This window comes from Bradyrhizobium sp. USDA 4501, from assembly GCF_054062115.1.
The window spans coordinates 2,742,557-2,765,118 of record NZ_JBSSEX010000001.1 but is presented as its reverse complement, the minus strand read 5'-3'; the positions used below and the strand labels follow the sequence as shown (position 1 = coordinate 2,765,118).

Below are 22,562 nucleotides of genomic sequence, written 5' to 3'. Positions count from 1 at the left end.
CCATGAACCAAATGACGAAATCGCCCCTGATCAACGCCGGTGCCACCCGCCGCGGCGCGCTCGGCCTGTTCGGTGCCGGCATCGCGCTCATGGCCGCGGGCGCCGCACGCGCCGAGGACGACAATGTCCTGACCGAGGAGCAGGTGCTGCGCGATCCGGATATTCCTGACATCGGCAACCCCAAGGGCGACATCACCATCGTCGAATGGTTCGACTACAACTGCCCCTATTGCCGCAAGCTCGCGCCGGAGCTGCGCCAGGTGGTGCAGGACGACGGCAAGGTCCGCCTCGTGCTGAAGGATTGGCCGATCCTCGGACCGGTCTCCAAGGTCGCGGCGCGGATGGCGCTGGCGGCGAAGTACCAGAACAAGTTCGACGTCGCGCATGAGGCGATGATCTCGGTCAATTCGCGCATCACCGAGCCGCGCATCGCCGAATTGCTCTCGGGCGCCGGCCTCGACATGGACCGCCTGAAGAAGGATCACGACGCCAACGCCAAGGCGATCGATGCGATCCTTTCCCGCAACAACGAGCAGGCGCTGGCGTTCGGCTTCAACGGCACGCCGTCATTCATCGTCGGCAAGTACCGCGTACCAGGCGTGCTCAGCATGGATCAGTTCGAGCAGGTGATCGCCGACGCCCGCAAGGCCAATATGGGTCGCAAGACCGAGCAGAATTGATCGCGCTTCCTGCAACGAAAATGGCCTCTCCGGCGAGAGGCCATTTGCTTTTGTGTCGGCTTGAAAACAATCGTTACTTCGCCGCGATCTTGTCCCACTGCTCGCGGGTGCGCGTCTTCAGCAGGTTCCAGTCATGCGCTGCGACGTCCCAATTGACGATGGTGCGCGTGTCCTGCGCCACCTCGCCATTGGCGACGCTCGATGTCCGCATGGAATCGTAGACGTAGACGCCGCATATCAGCAGCAGCGCGCCCAAAATCATGCCGAAAAAGGTCCGCATCGCTCAATCCCTCCGGTGTCGGAAGCATAACGTCGCCGGGCTCGCTGTGGTTCCGGCGATCGATCAACTGCGCGCGAACGCCCGCATCACGTAATCGATGAACACGCGCACGCGCGGCGAGAGCTGGCGGTTGCGCGGATAGAGCAGGTTTACCGGCACCGATGGCGGTGGGCATTGCTGCAGCACCGGGATCAGCGTGCCGTTTGTCAGATCGGCTTCGGCGTGGAAGCGCGGCACCTGCACGAGGCCGAGGCCGAGTTTGGCGCTCGCCAGGTAACTCTCGGGGCCGGTCACCGACATCGGCGCCGGCAGCGGAAACTGCTTCAGCGCGCCGTCGATCACGAACTCGATCGGCCGCAGGCGTCCGGTCGTCAGCGAGCGGATGCCGATCATGCGATGGCCATCGAGTGCGAACGGGTCGACCGGTGTGCCGAAACGCGCAAGGTAATCCGGCGTCGCGCAAGTCAGCCGCTCCAGCATCGTGACCTGCCGCGCGATCATGTCGCTGTCGGGCAGCTTGCCGAAGCGCAGCACGCAGTCGACGCCTTCGCGGATCAGATCGACCCAGCGGTCGCTCTCGCTCATGTTGATCTCGATATCAGGATATTCGGCGAGGAAGCCCGGCAGGTTCGGCAGCAGGAAGTGCCGCGCCAGTGTGCCCTGCACCTCGAGCCGCAGCAGCCCCTTCGGCCGCGCGCCGCCGAACGCGCCCTCGGCGTCTTCGAGGTCCGCGATCAGCGACAGGCAGCGGCGGTAGTGCGCCTCGCCATCGAGCGTCGGGCGGGCCGTGCGCGTGGTGCGCTCGAGCAGCCGCACGCCGAGCCGCGCCTCCAGCCCCTTCACCGCGTCCGTCACCGTCGAGCGCGGCAGCCCCAGATCCTCGGCGGCGAGCGAAAAGCTGCGCCGCTCGACCACCCGGGTGAACACGCGCATCGCGTCGAAACGGTCCATCTATTATCCGGTAATAACGAATAGTGATGTCGGATCATGTACAATTATCCGGCAGGTGCCAAGACATAGTGTCCTCCCATCGAACGCGGCGCGGCCGCACAACCTGATGGGAGACTGAAAATGACCAACCAAACCAACAAGGTAGCTCTGGTGACGGGTGCCTCGCGCGGGATCGGCGCGGCGGTGGCCGAACGCCTCGCCAAGGACGGCTTCACCGTCGTCATCAACTACTCCGGCGACGCCAAGTCCGCCCAGGCGGTGGCCGACAGGATCGAGGCCGCCGGCGGCCGGGCACTGACCGCGAAGGCCGATGTCAGCGATGCCCACGCGGTGCGCGGCATGTTCGACGCGGCGGAAGCCGCCTTCGGCGGCGTCGACGTGCTGGTCAACAATGCCGGCATCATGAAGCTCGGCAAGATCGCCGACAGCGACGATGCCGCGTTCGACCAGCAGGTCGCGGTCAATTTGAAGGGCAGCTTCAACACCATGCGCGAGGCGGCGCGCCGCCTGCGCAACGGCGGACGCATCGTCAACTTCTCAACCAGCGTCGTCGGCACCAAGCTCGAGACCTACGGCATCTATGTCGCGACCAAGGCCGCGATCGAGTCGTTGACCGCGATCCTGTCCAAGGAGTTGCGCGGCCGCGGCATCACGGTGAATGCGGTCGCGCCTGGGCCGACCGCGACCGACCTGTTCCTGCACGGCAAGTCGGACGAATTGATCGACCGCTTCGCCAAGATGGTGCCGCTGGAGCGGCTCGGCACGCCCGATGACATCGCCAATGTCGTGTCGTTCCTCGCCGGCCCCGACGGCTCCTGGATCAACGGCCAGGCGCTCCGCGCCAATGGCGGCCTGGTCTGACGCCCGCACATCTCCAACCCAACTCGCATTCAACCGACTTCACAAGGATACGTGTCATGAAACAGGTCATCGTCATCACCGGCGCTTCGAGCGGCTTCGGCCGCCTCACCGCCAACGCGCTCGCCAAGGCCGGCCACACCGTCTACGCCTCGATGCGCCACACCACCGGCCGCAACGCCTCCGCGGTCGCCGATATCGAGGAGTTCGCGCGCGACAACAAGGTCGACCTGCGCGCGCTCGAGCTCGATGTCGGCTCGCAGGCGTCGGTCGATGCGGCGATTGCGCAGATCGTCGCCGAGGAAGGCCGCCTCGACGTCGTGATGCACAATGCCGGCCACATGGTGTTCGGCCCGGCGGAGGCGTTCACGCCCGAGCAGCTTGCCGAGCTCTACGACGTCAACGTGCTGTCGACACAGCGCGTCAATCGCGCGGCGCTGCCGCAACTGCGCAAACAGGGCAGGGGACTCGTGGTCTGGGTGTCGAGCAGCTCTTCGGCCGGCGGCACGCCGCCCTATCTCGCGCCGTATTTCGCGGCCAAGGCCGGCATGGATGCGATGGCCGTGATCTATGCCCGGGAGCTTACGCGCTGGGGCATCGAGACCTCGATCATCGTGCCCGGCGCCTTCACCGGCGGCACCAACCACTTTGCGCATTCCGGCCGTCCCGCCGACGAGGCCCGCGTCGCCGAATATGAGGCTGGTCCCTATGCCGGCTTCGGCGAGGAGATCATGAAGGCGTTCGCGGCGATCGTGCCCGAGGATGCCGACGCCTCGCTGGTCGCGGACGCGATCGTCAAGGTCGTCGATACGCCGTTCGGCAAGCGGCCGTTCCGCGTCCACATCGATCCGACGCAAGATGGCGCCGAAGTCGCATTCGGCGTGATCGACCGCGTCCGCAACGAGATGCTGCACCGGGTCGGCTTCTCCGACCTGCTCAAGCCGCGAGTGAACGGGTAATCTTCTCCCCGCAACGTCATTGCGAGGAGCGACAGCGACGAAGCAATCCATCTGTCTGCGTGCTCGGTGACAATGGATTGCTTCGCTTCGCTCGCAATGACGGGATACGATCCCTCAGGTGCTGTCGGCTCGCTCACCATTCATCCACTGCATGATCTCCGCATTGATCTCGCGCGGATAGGTGTGGCTGAGATCGTCGATCTCGCGATAGGTCACCCTCGCGCCGGCGGCCGACAGCAGGCCTTGGGTCTGCCGCGCGGTCTGCACCGGGAACATCCAGTCGAGCCGGCCGTGGGTGATGAAGATCGGCAAGCCGCGCAGCCGCTCCGCGTCGGCGATTTCCGCCATCAGCGGATGGAAGGTCGCGGCAACGGGCGCCAGATGCGTGAAGCGCGAGGCGCCGTCGAGCCCGCTCACATAGCTGAAGGTGCCGCCGTCGCTCATGCCGGTGAGCAGCGTGCGCGTCTCGTCGATCGTCCAGTGCGCGCGCACCTGGTCGATGATGCGGTTCAGGTTCGGCGTGTCGGTGTCCTCGCCCATCAGCGCCCAGGTCTGGCCGGTCGCGGTCGGCGCCACCAGGATGGCGCCGCGGCTGCGCGCATCGCGCAGCCAGCTCCACAGGAAGCCGCGGCCATTGCCGCTGCCGCCATGCAGCGCCATCACCAGCGGCCAGGCGCGGTCGGGCGTGTAATACTCCGGCACGTACATCGAGAAGCCGCCGCGGCTGCCCGGCTCGTTGCGCTCGTGGAAGATGCCGGTGTCGGCGTTGGGCTTGGCCGCGAGCTTCGCCTGCAGCTCGGTATCCTCGCGCAGATCGGGCGCGATGAAGAAGCCGCTGACCGGCGGCAACTCGGTCAAGGGATAGAGCGCCTCCTGCGCCCGCGGCAGATAGCGCAGCGCGCGGAATACGTTGACCAGATCGCCTTCGCCGTTCTGCACAGCGCGCAGCCCTGCGTAGCCGGCGAGCGCCGGTTCGATCGCGGCTTCCAGCGCGGTCTTGATGTGCGCGAATTTCTCCGGCCAGTCGGCGAGCCGCGGCCGCACCGCCTGCAAGGCCTCCTCCGGCTCGCCCGCAATCTGCATCACGCGATCGAAGTCCGGCGGATTGAGGTTGCGCGCGACGAAGGACAGCGATTCCAGCGTCTGCAACAGCGGCGGCAGCACGGCCACGATGTCGTCAACCACCGCCTCGCTCATCGCCGCTGCCTCTTCCCTTTGCCTCAATGAAGCCGCGGCGCCTTCAACACCTTTATGCGGTCGATCGAGGTCAGCGTGACGTCGAAGGTGACGCCCTCGTGATAGATGGTCAGCGGCACGTCGACGCCGGCCGCGCCGAGCGACCAGAGCTTGCGGTAGAAGCCGGCCTGGCTCGTCACCTTGTCGCCGTCGACCGCGAGGATCACGTCGCCGGTCTTCAGTTCGGCGCGCGCCGCCGGTCCCTTGCTGGCGACGCCGACCACCACGAGGCGGTTGTCGATCTCGGTCGTGAACATGCCGAGCCACGGCCGCGCCGGCTTGTCGACCCGGCCGAACTTGCGCAAATCGTCCAGCACCGGATTGAGCAGATCGATCGGCACGATCATGTTGACATGCTCGGCGTGGCCCGAGCGCTCGCGTTCGAGCTGCAGCGAGCCGATGCCGATCAGCTCGCCGGCATTGTTGATCAGCCCGGTGCCGCCCCAGTTCGGATGCGACGGAGAAGTGAAGATCGCCTCGTCCAGCAGATACTCCCAGTAGCCGGCGAATTCCTGCTTCGCCGCGATCTGGCTTGCGACCGAGCGCGTGCGGCCGCCGGCGCCGCCGAGCACCACATTGTCGCCGACCTGCGTCGCCGCGGACGAGCCGATCCGCAGCGGCTTGAGATCGACCCGGCCGAGCGCCTGCACCAGGCCGAAGCCGGATTCGAAATCGAAGCCGAGCGCGTGGCCCTCGACCGCGCGGCCGTCGCCGAGATGCAGCCACACCGTGGCGGCTTCAGTGATCAGATAGCCGATCGTCAGCACCAGCCCGTCGTCGATCAGGACGCCATTGCCGGCGCGCTCGGTGCCGAGCGTCTCGGCGCTGAAAGCATCCGGCGGAATGATCGAGTGCAGCCCGACCACACTCATCAGCGCGCGATCGAGATCGTAGCGGTAATCTTCGGGGCGAGGCTGAAAGGCCGCGGGCACTTTCCATTCGGTCGTGGAGGGCATCAAGGAATCTCCTGGCGTGCAGGGCGCTGGAACCTCAAGGTAGACCGAGGTTCTGCCGGCAGGGAAGATGGAATGATATACCTTGCAGGGCCGCCTGCACAGCTCATGTGGCGTGCAGATCTGCCCCTCGCAAGATAATTGAACCTATTCGGTTTTTGCCGCACGCGCCGGCATGATGCGGAAGGCGCGGTTGTCCTTGATCCACGCGGCGCGCTCGTCGCGCAGCATGGTGCGGCGAACCTTTCCGGAATCGTCGCGCGGCGCGGTGCCGACGCGCTCGAAACTTTCCGGATGCTTGTAGCGGCTGAGCCGGTCCTTCAGGAAATCGCCCATGCCGTCGGCGATCGCTTGCGCATCGGCGCTGTCGGCGAGCTCGAGGATTGCATGCACGCGCTGGCCGAATTCCGGATCGGGCAGTCCGACCACGACGCAGGAGCGCACCTCGGGATGCTCGCTGACCGCGGCCTCGACCTCGGCCGGATAGATGTTGGCGCCGCCGCGCAGAACCATGTCGGCGAGCCGGTCGCCGAGATAGAGATAGCCTTCTTCATCGAGTCGGCCGATGTCGCCGAGCGACTCCCAGCCATCCGGCCGCCGCTTCGGCGTTGCGCCGAGATAGTGATAGGTCGAGCCGGCGCCGTCATTGGGCAGGAAATAGATTTCGCCGGTCTCGCCGGGCGCGACGTCGTTGCCGTCCTCGCCGATGATGCGCAGTTTCGCGGTCTCGCCGATCTTGCCGACCGAGCCCTTGTGCGCCATCCATTCGGTGCCTGAGATCACGCAGGCGCCCTGCCGCTCGGTGCCGCCATAGAGCTCCCAGATCCGCTCGGGGCCGAGCCATTCGATCCATTTCTCCTTCAGCCAGGGCGGCATCGGCGCTGCCATGTGAAACACGATTTTCAGGCTGGAGACGTCGTAGCGGCTGCGCACCTCCTCGGGCAGCGCCCAGATCCGGTGCATCATGGTCGGCACGAAGTTCACCCATTGCACGCGCTCGCGCTCGATCAGCCGCAGCGTCTCCTCGGCGTCGAACTTCACCATGCCGGTGACCCTTCCGCCCCCGAACAGCGCAAAGTGCGAGAGGATGAATGGCGCATTGTGATACAGCGGCCCCGGATTGAGCAGCGAGGTGTCGCGCGCAATGCCAAGCGTCGCCTCGGCCGTGGTCTCGATCACCGCGGGGTTGTGATCGAGGATCACCTTCGGCCGCCCGGTCGAGCCGCCGCTCGTCATCGCCTTCCAGTAGCGCGCGACCGGCGCATCGAGCGGCTCCTCGGAGAATCCGTCCGGCACGAAATTCACCGGCAGCGAATTCGGCGCATTCCAGTCGGCCTCGCCGCCGACCACCAGCGACGGTTTCAGAATCTCGAGCACGGCAGCGGCCTCGCCGCGCGGCAGCCGCCATGACAGCGAGGTCGGCGTCGCGCCGCACTTCCACACCGCGAAGGTCGTCTCGAAGAACGCGTTGCTGTTGGGCAGCCCGATCGCGACGAAGTCGCCGGGCTTGACGCCCTTGGCGGCGAAGGCGCGCGCCCGTGCATTGGCGCGGCGCTCGAGCTCGAGCCAGGTCAGCGCATCCGCGCCATGACTGATGGCGATCGCATCCGTGGGCTTGCGTTCGGCATACCAGCGCGGCACGTCGGCGAGGGGGATCAGCATGGTCGTTTCCGTCGGAAAAGGCGGCTTGAAGCGCTCTTGTTGCAGGGATGTGGCCAAGGCCACGGCCGCCACTTCACCAACAGTGCAGTCTCCGTGTCAAGCCGGCGGCTGTCCATGCGGCCGGTATCCCGCTGATGGAGTTGCAGAATCCCTGTTCGCTAAAAGCCGCGTCAAGATTCCGGTAAAGTTCAAGCGATCGCGCTAAGCCGGGCTTTACGGGGGGCCGGCATTGTGGCCGTTGCGGTTCTGTGCCGGGCGCGTCGAGCGACGTGCACGGCGTGCAATGTCTTTCAATGACCAATGGCTTCAAGGACGGCGACGATGGCGAGCAATGGAGCACGGATCAAGGTCAGTCGCGAGCCGCGGCGCCAGCTCAACAATCGTGCGGCCTGGATCACGGTCGACGACGGCGCGACCGAGAGCGAATGCGCCGTGGTCGACATCTCGCCGGGCGGCGCCAAGATCACCACCGAGGTCGAGTTCGAGGTGAATGACCGCCTCGCGCTGACGCTGCTCGCCGATCACGCCAAGCGCTATCCGTGCGAGGTGGTCTGGCGTCGCGGCAAGACCTACGGGCTCAAATTCGTGACGGCCGAAGCCGAGCCGGTTGAACCGGCCGCGGAGCCGGCCGGCGCGACCTAGCGCGGCGTTCATCAATCAATGATCGAATGGACGTTCGGCGCAGGCCATCGCCGATCACATCGGCCGCGCGTTCAATTGTTCACGCAGGACTTCCCGCGCAAGCGTCGCTCGCGTCATCGCCGCTGCGGATTGTCGGCATTGCCGGTGGTGGTGCCCGTCGGGCCTCCCGGAAGCGCCGGTGCGGCGCTGCCGCCGCCGGTGCCCGAAGACGGTGCGACGCGCTGGCCGGACTGGGTCGGGAGCGCAGTGCCGCCGACGCCGTTCGACGGCGCGGCGCGGTCGCCTGGCCTCGGCGGCAGCGGGGTGCCGCCGGTGTTTTGCGCGAGAAGCTGGGCCGGCGCGAGGCTGAGGCCGGCGGCGACGACGATGGCAAATTTGGTCTTGAACATGCGCTGGTCCGAGATGGCGCGGTGAGGCTTGAGCGACAGGCTCAGCCGCGACGGAGACGAGATATCCGCCAAGCCCGCGAGATTGCGATACCAACATAACGTCCGCCGCATTTGATGCGTTCCCGGAAGCCTCGCCAGGACGAAGCAAATATCCGTGTAATGAACGGTCTCCACCGATCGCGGCGACGCCTCGCCGGTGTTGCGGATCTTTCGACATGAAGTTTGGACATTCATGTCGCGAGAATGCGGACGTGTGACTCACAGACCTTGCCACACACTCAATGTCGTCATGGCGAAAGCCGGACCCATTACCCCAAATCTCAATTGTTGCGCGACGCTGGGGCCACGATCCCGTCCAGGATCAAGTGGGATGGTTATAGGTCCTGGCTTTCGCCAGGACAACGAACGGATAGCGCCGTGTGCCCGTCCTCACGGGTTCACGCAAACACGGCAATGACGACTGGTTGGCCAGGCGCCGTCGTCCTAGCGTTCTGTCAGCTTCAGCTCGATGCGGCGGTTGCGCTTGTAGGCCTCTTCGGTCTGCGCGGTGTCGAGCGGCTGGAATTCGGCAAAGCCGGCGGCGACCAGGCGCTGCGCCGGCACGCCGAGCGAGACCAGGTACTGCACCACCGAGATCGCGCGCGCCGAGGACAGCTCCCAGTTGGACTTGAACAGCGGGCTGTTGATCGGCCGCACGTCGGTGTGGCCGTCGACGCGCAGCACCCAGGCGATCTCGGGCGGAATCTGCTTGTCGAGATCGATCAGCGCGCTCGCGACAGTTTCGAGTTCGGTCTTGCCCTCGGGCAGCAGCGTCGCCTGGCCGGTGTCGAAGAACACTTCCGACTGGAACACGAAGCGGTCGCCGACGACGCGGATATCGGGACGGTTGCCGAGGATCGCACGCAGCCGGCCGAAGAATTCCGAGCGGTATTTCGACAGTTCCTGCACCCGCTGCGCCAGCGCGACATTGAGGCGCTGGCCGAGATCGGCGATGCGGTTCTGCGATTCCTTGTCGCGTCTCTCGGAGGCGTCGAGCGCCTCCTCGAGCGCGGCGAGCTGGCGGCGCAGCGCGCTGATCTGCTGGTTCAGCAGCTCGATCTGCGCCAGTGCGCGCGACGATACGGCCTTCTCGGATTCCAGCGCCTTGTTGAGCTCGTTGGCGCGGCCCTGCGCGTCGCTGCCGGAACTCGCGAGCCCCTCATAGAGCCCCTTCATGCGGTCGCGCTCGCCTTCGGCGGAAGCGAGGCCGGCGCGCAGCTGCGCCACCTGGTCGTCGAGCGTCAGCTTGGAGAGCTTCTCCAGCGACAGCAGGTCGTTGAGCTGGGCGATCTTGGCGGTGAGCTGTTCCAGCGCCTTGTCCTTGCCGGTGACCTCCTGTGACAGGAAGAACTGCACGACGAGGAACACCGACAGCAGGAACACGATCGACAGCACCAGCGTCGACAATGCGTCGACAAAGCCGGGCCAGTAGTTGAAGCCGGATTCGCTGCGGCGCGAGCGGGCGAGGGCCATGGGTGTCTCCTTGGGCTTGCTCCCCGGCTAGCTTTTCTCGGGCTGGCGGGCGAGGCGTTCGAGCAGCCGCTTGATCTCGCGGTTCTGCTCGCCCTGGCCGTCGGCCCATTCCCGGATCATCTGCTGCTCGGTGCGCATATGCGCAACCAGTCCCTGGATCGCCTCGGCAAGATTGGCCATCGCGGCCGTGGTGCTGCGGCCGCCGCCGCCTTCCTCGAGCGCGGTGCGGAGCCGATCGATCGCGCCCTGCATGTCGCCGGAGACGCCGGCTTCATCGCCGGAAATGCCGCGCACGGTGCCGGCGAGCCAGTCCTCGAGGTCGGTGTAGAAGCGGTTCTGGGCCTGGCTCGACTGCAGGTCGAGGAAGCCGAGGATCAGCGAGCCGGCGAGGCCGAACAGCGAGGACGAGAACGAGATGCCCATGCCGCCGAGCGGCGCGGCGAGGCCCTCCTTCAGCGTATCGAACAGCGCGCCGGAGTCGCCGCCGACCTTGAGCCCGTCGATCACCTTGCCGACCGAGCCCACCGTCTCGATCAGGCCCCAGAAGGTGCCGAGCAGGCCGAGGAACACCAACAGGCCGGTCATGTAGCGCGAGATGTCGCGGGCTTCATCGAGGCGGGTTGCGATCGAATCGAGCAGATGTCGCATGGTCTGCTGCGAGATCGACATCCGCCCCGAGCGTTCGCCGCCGAGGATCGCGGCCATCGGGGCAAGCAGCGTCGGGCGGCGCTCGATCGCAAGGCCGGGATCGGCGATGCGGAAATTGTTGACCCAGGCGACCTCGGGATAGAGCCGGATCACCTGGCGGAACGCCAGGATGATGCCGATCAGCAGCACCGCCCCGATCAGGGCGTTCAGCCCCGGATTGGCAAAGAAGGCGGTGACGATCTGCTTGTACAGCACGACCCCGACCAGGCCGCAGAGCACCAGGAACACCAGCATCCGCACCAGGAAGATACGAGGCGAGGACAGCTTGCTCAATTCGATCTCCATGTCGGAGCGGGAAGGAGGCATTGCCGGTCATCCGTTCGCGAAGGCCGCATCTGCGAGCAATATGGCACAGCGGCGGAGTGAGGAAAGCCGATTCCAGGGGCAGCAAACAGGACCTTGAGTTGGAATCTCGTGGGCCGTTGCCGCTTTGCACGGCTTTCCGACCGCTCGGCGCATCACCATCCGCTGAACTGCGCACCCCACCCGCAGATCGCGAAATGAGGTCGGCTTGCACGCGTCATTCGGTGAGGCGAACGCGACGATGGTGATTCGGTCCGATTGTCTCGATGTTGCAAGGTGCGGCATTCCGCGCAGGCAAAATGGCGGGGTTCCCGCTCACGCAGACCTTAATGCATTCCCACAGCCTGCGATGGAACCCGCTCACAATGCGGTGACAAGACAAAAGATGCCGCGAAATCAGAGTGATAGCATTCTGTGACATTGAGCCGCCCAAAAACGCATTGCGTCGCAGCAAGCAGATTTTATTTTCATCGCAGCAACGCGAGCGGTGTCGCCGTGACACCGCCGTTCGTTTGTTCAAACCTTTCAGGGGCGATTATCTCAATGTCTGGACTTCGCGCGCAATCGGCATGCATTGCTCTGATGCTGGCCGTGACGGCGCCACTGCTTGCAGGCTGCGACGAGCCGAACACCGCAACCGCCGCCGTGCAAGCACCCGAGCCGGACGTCAGTGTCGTCACCGTGAAGCCACAGGCGCGCGCGATGCTGCGCGAGCTGCCGGGCCGCATCGCGCCGACCCGTGTTTCCGAGGTACGCCCGCGCGTCTCGGGCATCGTGGTCAACCGCATGTTCCATCAGGGCAGCGAGGTGAAGGTCGGCGATCCCCTGTACCAGATCGATCCGCGCCCGTTCGAAGTCGAATTGCAGTCGACCGAGGCGGCGCTGGCGCGCGCCAAGGCCGTGCTCGAACAGGCCGCGCTGCAGGCCCGCCGTATCGCCACCTTGACCAGCCAGCGCGCGGCGCCGGAAGCCGAGAACGAAAAGGCGATCGCGACGCTGAAGCAGGCCGAAGCCGACGTGCAGGGTCGCGAGGCCGAAGTCGCGCGAGCCAAGCTCAATCTGGATTATGCGACGATCCGCGCGCCGATCGACGGCACCATCGGCGCGGCGCTGGTCAGCGAGGGCGCGCTCGTCGTGCAGAACGACGCCGCGAGCCTTGCGACCATCCAGCAGCTCGATCCGATCTACGCCGACTTCCAGCAGTCGGTGACCGAGATGAACCAGCTCCGCCGCGCCTTCGAGAGCGGCGATCTCGACCGCATCGCGCCCGACGCGATGAAGGTGCGCCTCGTGCTCGACGATGGCTCGATCTACCCGCTGCCGGGCAAGCTGCTGTTCTCCGACGCCAAGGTCGACGCCTATACCGGGCAGGTGACGTTGCGCGGCGAGTTCCCGAACCCGCATCGCATCCTGCTGCCGGGCATGTATGTGCGCGTGCTGATCGAGCAGGGCATCGACAGCGATGCGATTGCCGTGCCGCAGCAGGCGATCCAGCGCAATGGCGGCGGCGGCAGCGAGGTGTTCGTCGTCAAGGCCGACAATCACGTCGCGGTGCAGCCGGTGCGCACCGGCTCGCTGCAAGGTGGTTCCTGGTTCGTGACCGATGGCCTGAAGGCCGGCGACAAGGTCGTCGTCGAGGGGTTCCAGAAATTCGCCGCCGGCGACAAGGTCCGGCCGCAAGCCTGGCGCGAGGTCGACGCAGCTGCAGCACCGACGGATTCGCACCAGACCGCGCACGCAGTGCGGTGATCCGATATGCCTAGCTTCTTCATCGACAGGCCGATCTTCGCCTGGGTCGTCGCGCTGTTCATCTGTCTGATCGGCGCGATCTCGATTCCGCTGCTCGCGGTCGCGCAATATCCGATCATCGCGCCGCCCTCGATCTCGATCTCGACCAGCTATCCCGGCGCGTCGCCGGAGAACCTCTACAACAGCGTGACGCGGCTGATCGAGGAGGAGCTCAACGGCGCCGCCAACATCCTGAACTTCGAATCGACCTCCGACTCGCTTGGCCAGGTCGAGATCATCGCCAACTTCAAGCCGGGCACCGACACCAGCCAGGCTTCGGTCGAGGTGCAGAACCGCCTCAAGCGCGTCGAGGCGCGGCTGCCGCGCGCCGTGATCCAGCAGGGCATCCTGGTCGAGGAAGCCTCGTCCGCCGTGCTGCAGATCATCACGCTGAACTCGACCGACGGCTCGCTGGATGAAGTGGGCCTCGGCGACTTCATGATCCGCAACGTGCTGGGCGAGGTGCGCCGCATCCCCGGCGTCGGCCGCGCCACGCTGTATTCGACCGAGCGGTCCTTGCGGATCTGGATCGATCCGGCCAAGCTGGTCGGCTACGGCCTGTCCGCCGACGACGTCAACAAGGCGATCACGGCGCAGAACGCCCAGGTCGCCTCCGGCAGCATCGGCGCCGAGCCGAGCACAGATACCCAGAAGATTTCCGCGCAGGTGCTGGTGAAGGGCCAGCTGTCCTCTCCCGACGAGTTCGGCGCCATCATCCTGCGCGCCAACGCCGACGGCTCGACGGTCCGCCTGCGCGACGTCGCGCGGATCGAGATCGGCGGCCTCAGCTACCAGTTCAACACCCGCCTCGACGGCAAGCCGACCGCCGGCCTCTCGGTGCTGCTGTCGCCGAAGGGCAATGCGCTGGCGACCGCGAGCGCGGTCGAAGCCAAGATGAAGGAGCTGTCGCGCTTCTTCCCGGCCAACATCTCCTACGAAATCCCCTACAACATCACGCCGGTGGTCGAGGCTTCGATCAAGAAGGTGTTGACGACGCTGGTCGAGGCCGTGGTGCTGGTGTTCGTCGTGATGTTCCTGTTTCTGCAGAACATCCGCTACACCATCATCCCGACCATCGTGGTTCCGGTGGCGCTGCTCGGCGCCTGCGCTACGCTGATGATCGCGGGCTTTTCGATCAACATGCTGACCATGTTCGGCATGGTGCTGGCGGTCGGCATCCTCGTCGACGACGCCATCGTCGTGGTCGAGAACGTCGAGCGCATCATGGCGGAGGAGGGCCTGCCGCCGAAGGAAGCCACCAAGAAAGCGATGTCGCAGATCACCGGCGCCATCATCGGCATCACGCTGGTGCTGATGGCGGTGTTCGTGCCGATGGCGTTCTTCCCCGGCTCGGTCGGCATCATCTACCGGCAGTTCTCGGTCACCATGGTGGCGGCGATCGCGTTCTCGGCGCTGCTCGCGCTGTCGCTGACGCCGGCGCTGTGCGCGACGCTGCTCAAGCCGGTCAAGAAGGGCCACGGCCATGCCAGCAAGGGCGTGTTCGGCTGGTTCAACCGCGTGCTCGACACCAGCCGCGCGGGCTATACCCGCACCGTGCAGGGCTCGCTGAAGCGCACCGGCCGCCTGATGCTGATCTACCTCGTGCTGTTCCTTGGCGTCGCCTACGGCTTCGTGCGGCTGCCCGGCGGCTTCCTGCCGGTCGACGACCAGGGCTTCATCACGACCGACGTGCAGACGCCGTCGGAATCGTCCTATGCCCGGACCGAAGCCGCGGTCGAGCAGGTCGAGAAGTACCTCAAGGACCGCGCCGGCATCGAGAACGTCACGTTCCTCACCGGCTTCAGCTTCCTCGGCCAGGGCATGAACACCGCGCAGGCCTTCATCACCCTGAAGGACTGGTCGGAGCGCGGCCCGAAGGATTCCGCCGCCGCCATCGTTGCCGACATCAACCGCGATTTGTCGTCGATCCGCGACGCCAGGATCTCGGCGTTGCAGCCGCCGCCGATCGACAACCTCGGCAATTCCTCGGGCTTCTCGTTCCGCCTGCAGGACCGCGGCCAGAAGGGTTATTCGGCGCTGATCGCCGCGTCCGATCGCCTGATCGCGGAGGCCAATGCCAGCCCGATCCTGCAGAAGGTCTATGTCGAAGGCCTGCCGCCCGCGCCGCAGGTCAATCTGATGATCGACCGCGAGAAGGCGGGCGCGTTCGGCCTCACCTTCGAGGACATCAACAACACGATCTCGACCAATCTCGGCTCGAACTACATCAACGACTTCCCGAACCGCGGGCGCATGCAGCGCGTCATCGTGCAGGCCGACAAGACCAGCCGCATGAACGCGGACGACATCCTCAACTACAACGTCAAGAACAGCCGCGGCCAGCTGGTGCCGTTCTCGGCCTTCGCCACCATCGAGTGGACGAAGGGGCCGACGCAGATCGCGGGCTTCAACTACTATCCGGCGGTGCGCATCTCCGGCGAGGCGCGGCCGGGCTTCACCTCGGGCGATGCGATCGCCGAAATGGAGCGGCTCGCCGACAAGCTGCCGCGCGGCTTCGGCTATGAATGGACCGGCCAGTCGCTGCAGGAGAAGCTGTCGGGCTCGCAGGCGCCGTTCCTGCTCGCGCTGTCGGTGCTGGTGGTGTTCCTCTTGCTGGCCGCGCTCTATGAGAGCTGGACCATTCCGCTCGCGGTGCTGCTCACCATTCCGCTCGGCATTCTCGGTGCGGTGGTGGCGGCGACGATGCGCGGGCTCTCCAACGACGTCTATTTCACCGTCGGTTTGATCACCATCATCGGTCTTGCCGCCAAGGACGCGATCCTGATCATCGAGTTTGCCAAGGATCTGCGCGCGCAAGGCAAGCCGCTGGTCGAGGCGACAATCGAGGCGTGCAGCCTCAGATTCCGCCCGATCCTGATGACCGGTCTGGCCTTCGTCTGCGGCGTGCTGCCGATGGCGATCGCGACCGGCGCCGGCGGCGCCAGCCAGCAGGCACTCGGCACGTCAGTGATGGGCGGCATGATCGCGGTGGTGATCCTCGCGCTGCTCCTGGTGCCGGTGTTCTTCGTCAGCGTGCAGCGCGTGCTGGCCGGCGATCGCGAAACGGCGCCGGGGCAGGGTGAGGTATATGGCCCGCCCGCGCCGGCAAGGATCGGTCACTGACATCAGGGACCGGTGCTGCTCAGATCAGCATCTTGCTTTCGCAAGCTGACCAATCCAGATTGCAGCTCTGGATTGAACGGGAAGCGTTTGGGCCAACCCGGGGATTGAGGGCATGCGATGCGGCCGAGCGATATTGCGATCTCGAATTATCGCTCGATCCGGCGGCTCTTCATGCCCATCCAGCCGCTGTCCGTCTTCGTCGGCGAGAACGGCGTCGGCAAATCCAACCTCTACAAGTCGCTGTCGCTGCTGCGCGACGCGGCCACCGGCCGGATCACCCGCACGATCGCGGACGAGGGCGGGCTGAACTCGGTCTACTGGTCGGGCCTGCGCAAGCGCGGCGAGGATGCAAGGCTGCGGTTGGCCGTGAGGCTCGACCACGTCAGATATTCCATCGAGCTCGGATTCCCGAGCCCGGTCGTGGCGGCATTTCCCGGTGAGCCGATGATCAAGTCCGAAACGATCGAGGCGACCCACGGCAAGAAGACAATACTGATGTTGGAGCGCACCAACTCACTCGTCAGTGTCCGCGATGAGAACGGCACCTGGAGCCAGCACAAGGATGCGGTGCTGCCGTCGGAAACCGCACTGGCCGGATTTTCGGATGGTAAGGGAAGTCCCGAGATCGACCTGATCCGAAATGCAATGCTGAGTTGGCGATTCTATCACGACTTCCGGACCGATCCGGCGTCGCCGATACGAAAGCCGTGTCTCGCGATCACGACACCTTCGCTGAGCGCCGATGGCCACGATCTGGCTGCCGTGTTGGCAACCCTGTTCACGATCAGGCAGGATGCCGGCGATCTGCAGGATGCGATCGAGGACGCATTTCCGGGCGCCGAACTGCGGGCTTGGGAAAAAAATGGGCTATGTGAATTCCAGTTGCAACTGGAGGACATGCCGCGGCCATTCAAGGCGCACGAACTATCCGACGGCACGCTGAAATATATCTGCCTGCTCGCCGTGTTCATGGGCTATCGGCTGCCGCCGTTCATCGCGCTGAACGAGCCCGAGACCAGCCTGCATCCATCGCTGCTGGCGCCATTGGCGCGGCTGATCGCCAAGGCATCGCGCCGTGCCGACATCTGGATCGTCACCCATTCGGAGCCTCTGATGGAAGCGCTGCGCAGCGAGAGCGCGGTGCCGCTGCGCCGGGTGATCAAGACGAAGGGCGCCACCACCATCGAGGGCCTGACCGCGGGCGGTGAATTTCGTGACGGGCAGGACGACGATGATGAGGATGACGACGATTAAATCGCGCCGTCGCGTTACTGCCCGAGCGGCTTCAGGATCTTGATCAGCTCGCCGTGCACGAACTCGTTGCCGCAGACGATGTGGCCGGTCTGCAGCGGGTCGTCATTGCCCTGGATGCCGGAGACGGTGCCGCCGGCTTCGCGGACCATCAGCAGGCCGGCCGCGACGTCCCAGGCCTGCAGATTGCGCTCCCAATAGCCGTCGAGCCGGCCGGCAGCGACAAAGGCGAGGTCGAGCGAGGCGGCGCCGAAGCGGCGGAAGCCCGCGACCTTGGTCTGCAGCGCGGCCATCTCCTGCAGCGCCAGCTGGTGACTGCCGCGGCCGATATGCGGCAGGCCGCAGGCGACCACGCATTCGTTGAGCTGGCGGCGGCCGGCGACGCGCAGCCGCTGGTCGTTGAGGAAGGCGCCCTTGCCGCGCTCGGCGATGTAGAGCTCGTCATTGGCGGGATTGTAGATCACGCCGGCGATCACGGTGTCCTCGCGCTTCAGCCCGATCGAGATCGCGAATTGCGGGATGCCGTGCAGGAAGTTGGTGGTGCCGTCCAGGGGATCGACGATCCAGGTGTGGCTCTTGTCAGAGCCTTCGCGCTTGCCGCCTTCCTCGCCGACGAACCCGTAGCCGGGCCGGGCCTTCTCGAGGTCGGTGTAGAGCATCTCCTCGGCGCGCTTGTCGGCGAGCGAGACGAAGTTTGCCGGCCCCTTCAGCGACACCTGGAGATGTTCGATCTCGCCGAGGTCGCGCTTGAGGCTGCGGCCGGCGCGGCGCGCGGCCTTGACCATGACATTGATGAGAGCGGAATAGAGCATGATGGAAGCTGGTGGCTTTCGAGCGTTGGAAATCGATCGGGCAGCGTAGCAAGACCCTGCCCGTCATCCTGAGGAGCGCGGAACGCGCGTCTCGAAGCATCGACGGCCCGGTCCGGGGCCGTGCATCCTTCGAGGCTCGCTCCGCTCGCACCTCAGGATGACGGGAAACGGCCTGTGGCGCCCTGGGTTTTGGACTGGGTGCCCTCTGGAAGTGGCGCCGTCAAGGCGTCATTTGACGTTGTTTCCGATCCATTTTCGCGCGGCTGCCTCGGCCTTGGCGCGGTCTTCCGGGCTCATATCGGCGAGGATGTCGTCGAGATCGGGGTCGCCCTTGCCGGCGGTCTTGGCGACCGTGTGCCATTTCAGCGCCTCGACCTTGTCCACCGGGGCGCCGGCGCCGGTCGCCAGCACATGGGCGAGGCGGTTTTGCGCGATCGCGCTGTTCTGCCGGGCCGCCTTGCGCAGCAGCGCCACCGCCGCCGGCACGTTCCGCGGCGTGCCCGAGCCGTTGTAGAGGGCGATGGCATATTCGACCTCGGCATCGACATTGTCGGCCAGCGAGGCGGCCTGCAGCAGCCGCGCCGCCTTCTCGAGGTCCTTCGGCACGCCGGTGCCTTCCTTGTAGAAGGTCGCGAGCGCGTATTGCGCCTCGGGGCTGCCGGCGTCGGCGGCCATGCGCAACAGCTCGGCGGAGCGGCGGAGGTCCTGCGGCAGGGTCTGGCCGTCGAGATAGAGCAGCGCGAGATTATAGGCCGCCTTCGGCTCGCCGAGCTTGGCCGACGACGCCAGCAGCTTGACCGCGGCATCCTTGTCCACGGCGCCGCCGCGGCCGGCGATCTTCATCATGGCGAGCGCGAACATCGCCTCGCGGTCGCCGGCATCGGAGGCGCGCTTGTACCACTCGTCGGCCTTGACGTAGTCGCGCTTGACGCCGAGCCCATTGGCATAGAGCTCGCCCAGCATCGTCATGGCCTTGGCATCGTTGTTGTTCTGCGCGCGCGCGGTCGCGAGATCGAACGCGGTCTTGTACATGCCGCGCTGATAGGCGCCGTAGACGAGGTCGACATTGGGATCGTCGACGGCCTGGGTCGGGGTCGGCGAGGGCGTCGGAGATGCGGCAGGCTTCGGCGTCGCTGAGGCGGCGGGCTTGGGCGCCGGCTTCTTCGCGACCGGCGAATGCACCTTCGGCTTCGCAGCCTCCTTCTTCGCAGGCGGCGTCTGTGCCGGCGGCGTGATCGAGAGTTGCGCCATCGCGCCGCTCGCCAGCATCGTGCAGCCGAGCGCAACAGCTATCGGACGCAGGCATTTCATTCCGGCGTCATCCCTCGGCCTTTCCGTCGGCCTTGGCCTTGCCGAATGTGCCGGCATGCGCCCGCGCAATCGCCTCTCCGATCTCGACAAGCGCCGCCTTGGCGCCGCGCGGATCGGACCAGATGAAGTTTCCGACCAGCACGAAATCCGCGCCGGCCGCCGCGAACGTCTCGGCTTCCTCGCGCGAGGTTGCAAAGCCGATGCAGGGCGGCTCGAACAATTCGTCCCACCACTCCAGCCGCTCGGCGATGGCCTCGCGCGAGGGCCGCTGTCCGTTGGCGTCGGGCTCGCCGAACAGCACATAGTCGGCACCAGCTTCGCCCGCGGCCATGGAATCGTGGCGGGTCGCGAGCCCGCCGACGCCGACAATGCGGTCGGGTTTCAGCGACGGCACCGCCTCTTCCATCGCGGCGACGCCGGTCAGATGCGCGCCGTCGGCGCCGGCGCGGGCCACGATATCGGGATGGCCGTCGATCAGCAGCGCCGCGCCGGCGTGCTGGATCGCAGGCGCCAGCGCCTTGATGGTGGAGATCATGCTGCGCGGATCGCTCTCGCGCAGCCGCACCAGCACGGCCGCGACATCGGCCGCGGCAAGCAGCTCGGTGAGCTCGGCCGCAAGCTGAGCGGGCTCATCGACCGCCGGCGTTGCCAGATAGAGGCGCGGCGCCGGCCGCGGCGGAACGGGCTTGGTCGCCAACTATGCCGCCTGTTTCTCGAGGCCGGCTTCCCAATTGCCGGTGCTCGCGAGCCCGTTCATCCGGGCGCGATGCGAGAAGGCGCGCTGACCCGCGGGGACGTTGTCGGGCTTGCCGGACCACGCCTTCTGCGGCGCCGCCTGCAGCGCGCGGCCATAGGAGAAGGTCAGCCGCCAGGGCAAATTGCCGATCTTGTTCATGGCGTCGAGATGCGCGGTCGCTTCCTCGTCGCTCTGGCCGCCGGAGAGGAAGGCGATGCCGGGCACCGCGGCCGGCACGCAGCTCTTGAGCAGGCGGATGGTCTTCTCGGCGACTTCCTGCACCGGCGCTTGCTTCGGGCACTTCTTGCCCGAGATCGCCATGTTCGGCTTCAGGATCATGCCTTCGAGCGCGACGCGCTGCACCCGCAATTCCTGGAAGGTGCGGTTCAGCACGCGCTGCGTCACCTCGTAGCAGCGGTCGATGTCATGATCGCCGTCCATCAGCACCTCCGGCTCGACGATCGGGACGATCTGCGCGGCCTGGCACAGCGCGGCGTAGCGCGCCAGCGCATGGGCGTTGGCACGGATCGCGGTCTGGGTCGGGATTCGCGGTCCGATATCGATCACGGCGCGCCACTTCGCAAAGCGCGCACCGCGCTCGTAATATTTCTTCAGCCGCTCGGCGAGCTTGTCGAGGCCGACGGTGACGAGTTCGCCTGGGCAGTTCGGCAGCGCCTGCGTGCCCTCGTCGACCTTGATGCCGGGGATCGCGCCGGCCTGCTCGATCAGCTTGACCAGCGGCGTGCCGTCCTTGGCATTCTGCCAGATCGTCTCGTCGTAAAGGATGACGCCGGAGATGTACTTGCTCATCGCCTCCTGCGAGCGGAACAGCATCTCGCGATAGTCACGGCGATTGTCCTCGGTCGAATCGACCTTGATGGCGTCGAACCGCTTCTTGATGGTGCCGGAGGATTCGTCGGCGGCGAGAATGCCCTTGCCCGGGGTGACCATGGCAAGCGCGATTTTGTTGAGGTCGGAGAGGTTCATCGGGGCGTCCTCCAGAGCCATTGCCTTTGCAAACCAAAATAGGCGGTTCTCGGGCAAATGCCTAGAAAACGTTCGTCGCGGCTGAGATCGCGCGTAGATTTGGCTTGTTCTGTTCACCTCGCCCCGCTTGCGGGGAGAGGCACAGGCCACCTTCGGCGGCCGTCGGCAAAGAACGCCGAAGTCGAGCTTCGGCTATGTTGCATCGCTAGATGCAATTCGGGTGAGGGGGTACAGGTCTAGCCGCATTCGCGGCTCGTGGAAGCAGCCCCTCACCCCAACCCTCTCCCCGCGAAGGGCGGGGAGAGGGAGAGATACGTCAGGCGACCTTGGGGTCGAGCTGGCCCGCGGCGTAGCGCTTGGCCATTTCCGCGGTGGTCAGCACCTTCTTGATCTTGCTGGCCTGGCCCGCGGTGTTGAACTCCTGCAGGCGCTGCTTGCACAGCTTGGTCATCGCCTCCATTGCGGGCTTGAGGTATTTACGCGGATCGAACTCTTCCGGATTGTCCTTCAGCACCTTGCGGATCTGGCCGGTCATCGCCATCCGGTTGTCGGTGTCGATGTTGATCTTGCGCACGCCGTTCTTGATGCCGCGCTGGATCTCGGCGACTGGCACGCCCCAGGTCGGCTTCATCTTGCCGCCATTGGCGTTGATGATCTCCTGCAGCTCCTGCGGCACCGACGAGGAGCCGTGCATCACCAGATGCGTGTTCGGCAGCTTGCGATGGATTTCCTCGATCACGTTCATGGCGAGGATGTTGCCGTCGGGCTTGCGGGTGAACTTGTAGGCGCCGTGCGAGGTGCCCATCGCGATCGCCAGCGCGTCAACCTTGGTTTCCTTGACGAACTTCACGGCCTCGTCCGGGTTGGTCAGCAGCTGGTCGTGCGACAGCTTGCCCTCGGCGCCATGGCCGTCTTCCTTGTCGCCCATGCCGGTCTCGAGCGAGCCGAGCACGCCGAGCTCGCCTTCCACCGAGATGCCGCCGAGATGGGCCATGCCGGTCACGGTCTTGGTGACGCCGACATTGTAGTCCCAGTCGCCGGGGGTCTTGCCGTCGGCCTTCAGCGAGCCGTCCATCATGACCGAGGTGAAGCCGGCCTGGATCGCGGTCATGCAGGTGGCGGGCTCGTTGCCGTGGTCGAGATGCACGCAGATCGGGATCTGCGGGTAGATCTCGGTGACGGCGTCCATCATGTGCTTGAGCATGACGTCGTTGGCGTAGGACCGCGCGCCGCGCGAAGCCTGGATGATGACGGGCGCGTCGACCTCGGAGGCTGCCGCCATGATCGACAGCGCCTGTTCCATGTTGTTGATGTTGAAGGCAGGTACGCCGTAATCATGCTCGGCCGCGTGGTCGAGCAGTTGCCGCAACGTTATGCGAGCCATTCCATTTCTCCCTGTAGTGCAAGTTCGCGGATGTGAA

Annotated in this window: 20 protein-coding genes; 7 read left to right on the top strand and 13 right to left on the bottom strand. The window is 65.8% G+C overall.

Features of this window, described 5'->3' with window-relative positions; all coding sequences use genetic code 11:
* Window positions 1-2 precede the first annotated feature (2 nt).
* Window positions 3-680, top strand: a complete 678-nt coding sequence (locus tag ACVWZM_RS12500; RefSeq protein WP_194295311.1) for a DsbA family protein — start codon at window positions 3-5, stop codon at window positions 678-680.
* Window positions 681-753: 73 nt separating this feature from the next.
* Here ACVWZM_RS12500 and ACVWZM_RS12495 read toward each other — a convergent pair whose 3' ends face one another.
* The gene (locus ACVWZM_RS12495) at window positions 754-960 is read right to left on the bottom strand and encodes a hypothetical protein (RefSeq protein ID WP_016841536.1); all 207 of its coding nucleotides are present in this window, start codon (window positions 958-960) and stop codon (window positions 754-756) included.
* A 63-nt stretch (window positions 961-1,023) separates the two neighbouring features.
* Window positions 1,024-1,911, bottom strand: coding sequence for a LysR family transcriptional regulator (locus ACVWZM_RS12490; protein ID WP_456853352.1), 888 nt, complete (start codon window positions 1,909-1,911; stop codon window positions 1,024-1,026).
* A gap of 120 nt (window positions 1,912-2,031) precedes the next feature.
* Here ACVWZM_RS12490 and ACVWZM_RS12485 point away from each other — a divergent pair, with 120 nt between their 5' ends.
* Together ACVWZM_RS12485 and ACVWZM_RS12480 are read left to right on the top strand one after the other, a co-directional pair.
* Window positions 2,032-2,772, top strand: a complete 741-nt coding sequence (locus ACVWZM_RS12485) for an SDR family oxidoreductase (protein ID WP_229192660.1) — start codon at window positions 2,032-2,034, stop codon at window positions 2,770-2,772.
* Window positions 2,773-2,828: 56 nt separating this feature from the next.
* A complete protein-coding gene (locus ACVWZM_RS12480) occupies window positions 2,829-3,728 on the top strand; it encodes an SDR family oxidoreductase (RefSeq protein WP_456853350.1) in 900 nt (299 codons plus the stop codon).
* A gap of 114 nt (window positions 3,729-3,842) precedes the next feature.
* Here the strand turns inward: ACVWZM_RS12480 and ACVWZM_RS12475 are convergent, their stop codons facing one another.
* From ACVWZM_RS12475 to ACVWZM_RS12465, 3 genes are all read right to left on the bottom strand, one after another.
* Window positions 3,843-4,925, bottom strand: coding sequence for a carboxylesterase family protein (locus ACVWZM_RS12475; RefSeq protein ID WP_168859135.1), 1,083 nt, complete (start codon window positions 4,923-4,925; stop codon window positions 3,843-3,845).
* 23 nt (window positions 4,926-4,948) lie between these two features.
* The gene (locus ACVWZM_RS12470) at window positions 4,949-5,920 is read right to left on the bottom strand and encodes a S1C family serine protease (protein WP_456853348.1); all 972 of its coding nucleotides are present in this window, start codon (window positions 5,918-5,920) and stop codon (window positions 4,949-4,951) included.
* Between the two features lie 144 nt (window positions 5,921-6,064).
* Entirely contained in the window at window positions 6,065-7,579 is a 1,515-nt protein-coding gene (locus ACVWZM_RS12465) for an AMP-binding protein (protein WP_229192663.1), read from the bottom strand.
* Window positions 7,580-7,900: 321 nt separating this feature from the next.
* On the opposite strand from ACVWZM_RS12465, the gene ACVWZM_RS12460 reads away from it, so the two are divergent.
* Window positions 7,901-8,221, top strand: coding sequence for a PilZ domain-containing protein (locus ACVWZM_RS12460; protein ID WP_057016191.1), 321 nt, complete (start codon window positions 7,901-7,903; stop codon window positions 8,219-8,221).
* A 113-nt stretch (window positions 8,222-8,334) separates the two neighbouring features.
* On the opposite strand, the gene ACVWZM_RS12455 is transcribed toward ACVWZM_RS12460, so the two are convergent.
* The 3 genes from ACVWZM_RS12455 to ACVWZM_RS12445 all read right to left on the bottom strand — a co-directional run bounded on the left by ACVWZM_RS12455 (window position 8,335) and on the right by ACVWZM_RS12445 (window position 11,136).
* Window positions 8,335-8,721: a hypothetical protein gene (locus tag ACVWZM_RS12455; protein WP_456853345.1), complete on the bottom strand. Its 387-nt coding sequence runs from the start codon at window positions 8,719-8,721 to the stop codon at window positions 8,335-8,337.
* Window positions 8,722-9,093: 372 nt separating this feature from the next.
* Window positions 9,094-10,122, bottom strand: a complete 1,029-nt coding sequence (locus ACVWZM_RS12450) for a peptidoglycan -binding protein (RefSeq protein ID WP_456853343.1) — start codon at window positions 10,120-10,122, stop codon at window positions 9,094-9,096.
* A 27-nt stretch (window positions 10,123-10,149) separates the two neighbouring features.
* Complete coding sequence (locus tag ACVWZM_RS12445; protein WP_057016194.1) at window positions 10,150-11,136, bottom strand: hypothetical protein; 987 nt, start codon at window positions 11,134-11,136, stop codon at window positions 10,150-10,152.
* 540 nt (window positions 11,137-11,676) lie between these two features.
* On the opposite strand from ACVWZM_RS12445, the gene ACVWZM_RS12440 reads away from it, so the two are divergent.
* The 3 genes from ACVWZM_RS12440 (at window position 11,677) to ACVWZM_RS12430 (ending at window position 17,298) form a co-directional block, all read left to right on the top strand.
* The gene (locus tag ACVWZM_RS12440) at window positions 11,677-12,882 is read left to right on the top strand and encodes an efflux RND transporter periplasmic adaptor subunit (RefSeq protein ID WP_253604559.1); all 1,206 of its coding nucleotides are present in this window, start codon (window positions 11,677-11,679) and stop codon (window positions 12,880-12,882) included.
* A gap of 6 nt (window positions 12,883-12,888) precedes the next feature.
* The gene (locus ACVWZM_RS12435) at window positions 12,889-16,044 is read left to right on the top strand and encodes a multidrug efflux RND transporter permease subunit (RefSeq protein ID WP_057016195.1); all 3,156 of its coding nucleotides are present in this window, start codon (window positions 12,889-12,891) and stop codon (window positions 16,042-16,044) included.
* A 117-nt stretch (window positions 16,045-16,161) separates the two neighbouring features.
* Window positions 16,162-17,298, top strand: coding sequence for an AAA family ATPase (locus ACVWZM_RS12430; RefSeq protein WP_168859138.1), 1,137 nt, complete (start codon window positions 16,162-16,164; stop codon window positions 17,296-17,298).
* A gap of 14 nt (window positions 17,299-17,312) precedes the next feature.
* Here ACVWZM_RS12430 and ACVWZM_RS12425 read toward each other — a convergent pair whose 3' ends face one another.
* The 5 genes from ACVWZM_RS12425 to fba all read right to left on the bottom strand — a co-directional run bounded on the left by ACVWZM_RS12425 (window position 17,313) and on the right by fba (window position 22,525).
* On the bottom strand, window positions 17,313-18,107 hold the full coding sequence (locus tag ACVWZM_RS12425) for an inositol monophosphatase family protein (RefSeq protein ID WP_253624981.1): 795 nt from the start codon (window positions 18,105-18,107) through the stop codon (window positions 17,313-17,315).
* 228 nt (window positions 18,108-18,335) lie between these two features.
* A complete protein-coding gene (locus ACVWZM_RS12420; protein ID WP_456853341.1) occupies window positions 18,336-19,418 on the bottom strand; it encodes a tetratricopeptide repeat protein in 1,083 nt (360 codons plus the stop codon).
* Window positions 19,419-19,425: 7 nt separating this feature from the next.
* Window positions 19,426-20,115 (bottom strand): thiamine phosphate synthase, encoded by a 690-nt coding sequence (locus ACVWZM_RS12415; protein ID WP_456853339.1) that lies wholly within the window; start codon window positions 20,113-20,115, stop codon window positions 19,426-19,428.
* Window positions 20,116-21,141 carry a class I fructose-bisphosphate aldolase gene (locus ACVWZM_RS12410; RefSeq protein ID WP_076825042.1) on the bottom strand — a complete coding sequence of 342 codons (1,026 nt, stop codon included), beginning with the start codon at window positions 21,139-21,141 and terminating at the stop codon, window positions 20,116-20,118.
* A 316-nt stretch (window positions 21,142-21,457) separates the two neighbouring features.
* Window positions 21,458-22,525, bottom strand: coding sequence for a class II fructose-bisphosphate aldolase (gene fba, locus ACVWZM_RS12405; RefSeq protein ID WP_456853337.1), 1,068 nt, complete (start codon window positions 22,523-22,525; stop codon window positions 21,458-21,460).
* Window positions 22,526-22,562: the final 37 nt, after the last annotated feature.

Excerpts from the sequence above, each read along its gene's own strand:
- ACVWZM_RS12500 (WP_194295311.1), top strand. The coding sequence starts at position 3 with ATGAACCAAATGACGAAATCGCCCCTGATCAACGCCGGTGCCACCCGC.
- ACVWZM_RS12495 (WP_016841536.1), bottom strand. The coding sequence starts at position 960 with ATGCGGACCTTTTTCGGCATGATTTTGGGCGCGCTGCTGCTGATATGC.
- ACVWZM_RS12490 (WP_456853352.1), bottom strand. The coding sequence starts at position 1,911 with ATGGACCGTTTCGACGCGATGCGCGTGTTCACCCGGGTGGTCGAGCGG.
- ACVWZM_RS12485 (WP_229192660.1), top strand. The coding sequence starts at position 2,032 with ATGACCAACCAAACCAACAAGGTAGCTCTGGTGACGGGTGCCTCGCGC.
- ACVWZM_RS12480 (WP_456853350.1), top strand. The coding sequence starts at position 2,829 with ATGAAACAGGTCATCGTCATCACCGGCGCTTCGAGCGGCTTCGGCCGC.
- ACVWZM_RS12475 (WP_168859135.1), bottom strand. The coding sequence starts at position 4,925 with ATGAGCGAGGCGGTGGTTGACGACATCGTGGCCGTGCTGCCGCCGCTG.
- ACVWZM_RS12470 (WP_456853348.1), bottom strand. The coding sequence starts at position 5,920 with ATGCCCTCCACGACCGAATGGAAAGTGCCCGCGGCCTTTCAGCCTCGC.
- ACVWZM_RS12465 (WP_229192663.1), bottom strand. The coding sequence starts at position 7,579 with ATGCTGATCCCCCTCGCCGACGTGCCGCGCTGGTATGCCGAACGCAAG.
- ACVWZM_RS12460 (WP_057016191.1), top strand. The coding sequence starts at position 7,901 with ATGGCGAGCAATGGAGCACGGATCAAGGTCAGTCGCGAGCCGCGGCGC.
- ACVWZM_RS12455 (WP_456853345.1), bottom strand. The coding sequence starts at position 8,721 with ATGCGGCGGACGTTATGTTGGTATCGCAATCTCGCGGGCTTGGCGGAT.
- ACVWZM_RS12450 (WP_456853343.1), bottom strand. The coding sequence starts at position 10,122 with ATGGCCCTCGCCCGCTCGCGCCGCAGCGAATCCGGCTTCAACTACTGG.
- ACVWZM_RS12445 (WP_057016194.1), bottom strand. The coding sequence starts at position 11,136 with ATGCCTCCTTCCCGCTCCGACATGGAGATCGAATTGAGCAAGCTGTCC.
- ACVWZM_RS12440 (WP_253604559.1), top strand. The coding sequence starts at position 11,677 with ATGTCTGGACTTCGCGCGCAATCGGCATGCATTGCTCTGATGCTGGCC.
- ACVWZM_RS12435 (WP_057016195.1), top strand. The coding sequence starts at position 12,889 with ATGCCTAGCTTCTTCATCGACAGGCCGATCTTCGCCTGGGTCGTCGCG.
- ACVWZM_RS12430 (WP_168859138.1), top strand. The coding sequence starts at position 16,162 with ATGCGGCCGAGCGATATTGCGATCTCGAATTATCGCTCGATCCGGCGG.
- ACVWZM_RS12425 (WP_253624981.1), bottom strand. The coding sequence starts at position 18,107 with ATGCTCTATTCCGCTCTCATCAATGTCATGGTCAAGGCCGCGCGCCGC.
- ACVWZM_RS12420 (WP_456853341.1), bottom strand. The coding sequence starts at position 19,418 with ATGAAATGCCTGCGTCCGATAGCTGTTGCGCTCGGCTGCACGATGCTG.
- ACVWZM_RS12410 (WP_076825042.1), bottom strand. The coding sequence starts at position 21,141 with ATGAACCTCTCCGACCTCAACAAAATCGCGCTTGCCATGGTCACCCCG.
- fba (WP_456853337.1), bottom strand. The coding sequence starts at position 22,525 with ATGGCTCGCATAACGTTGCGGCAACTGCTCGACCACGCGGCCGAGCAT.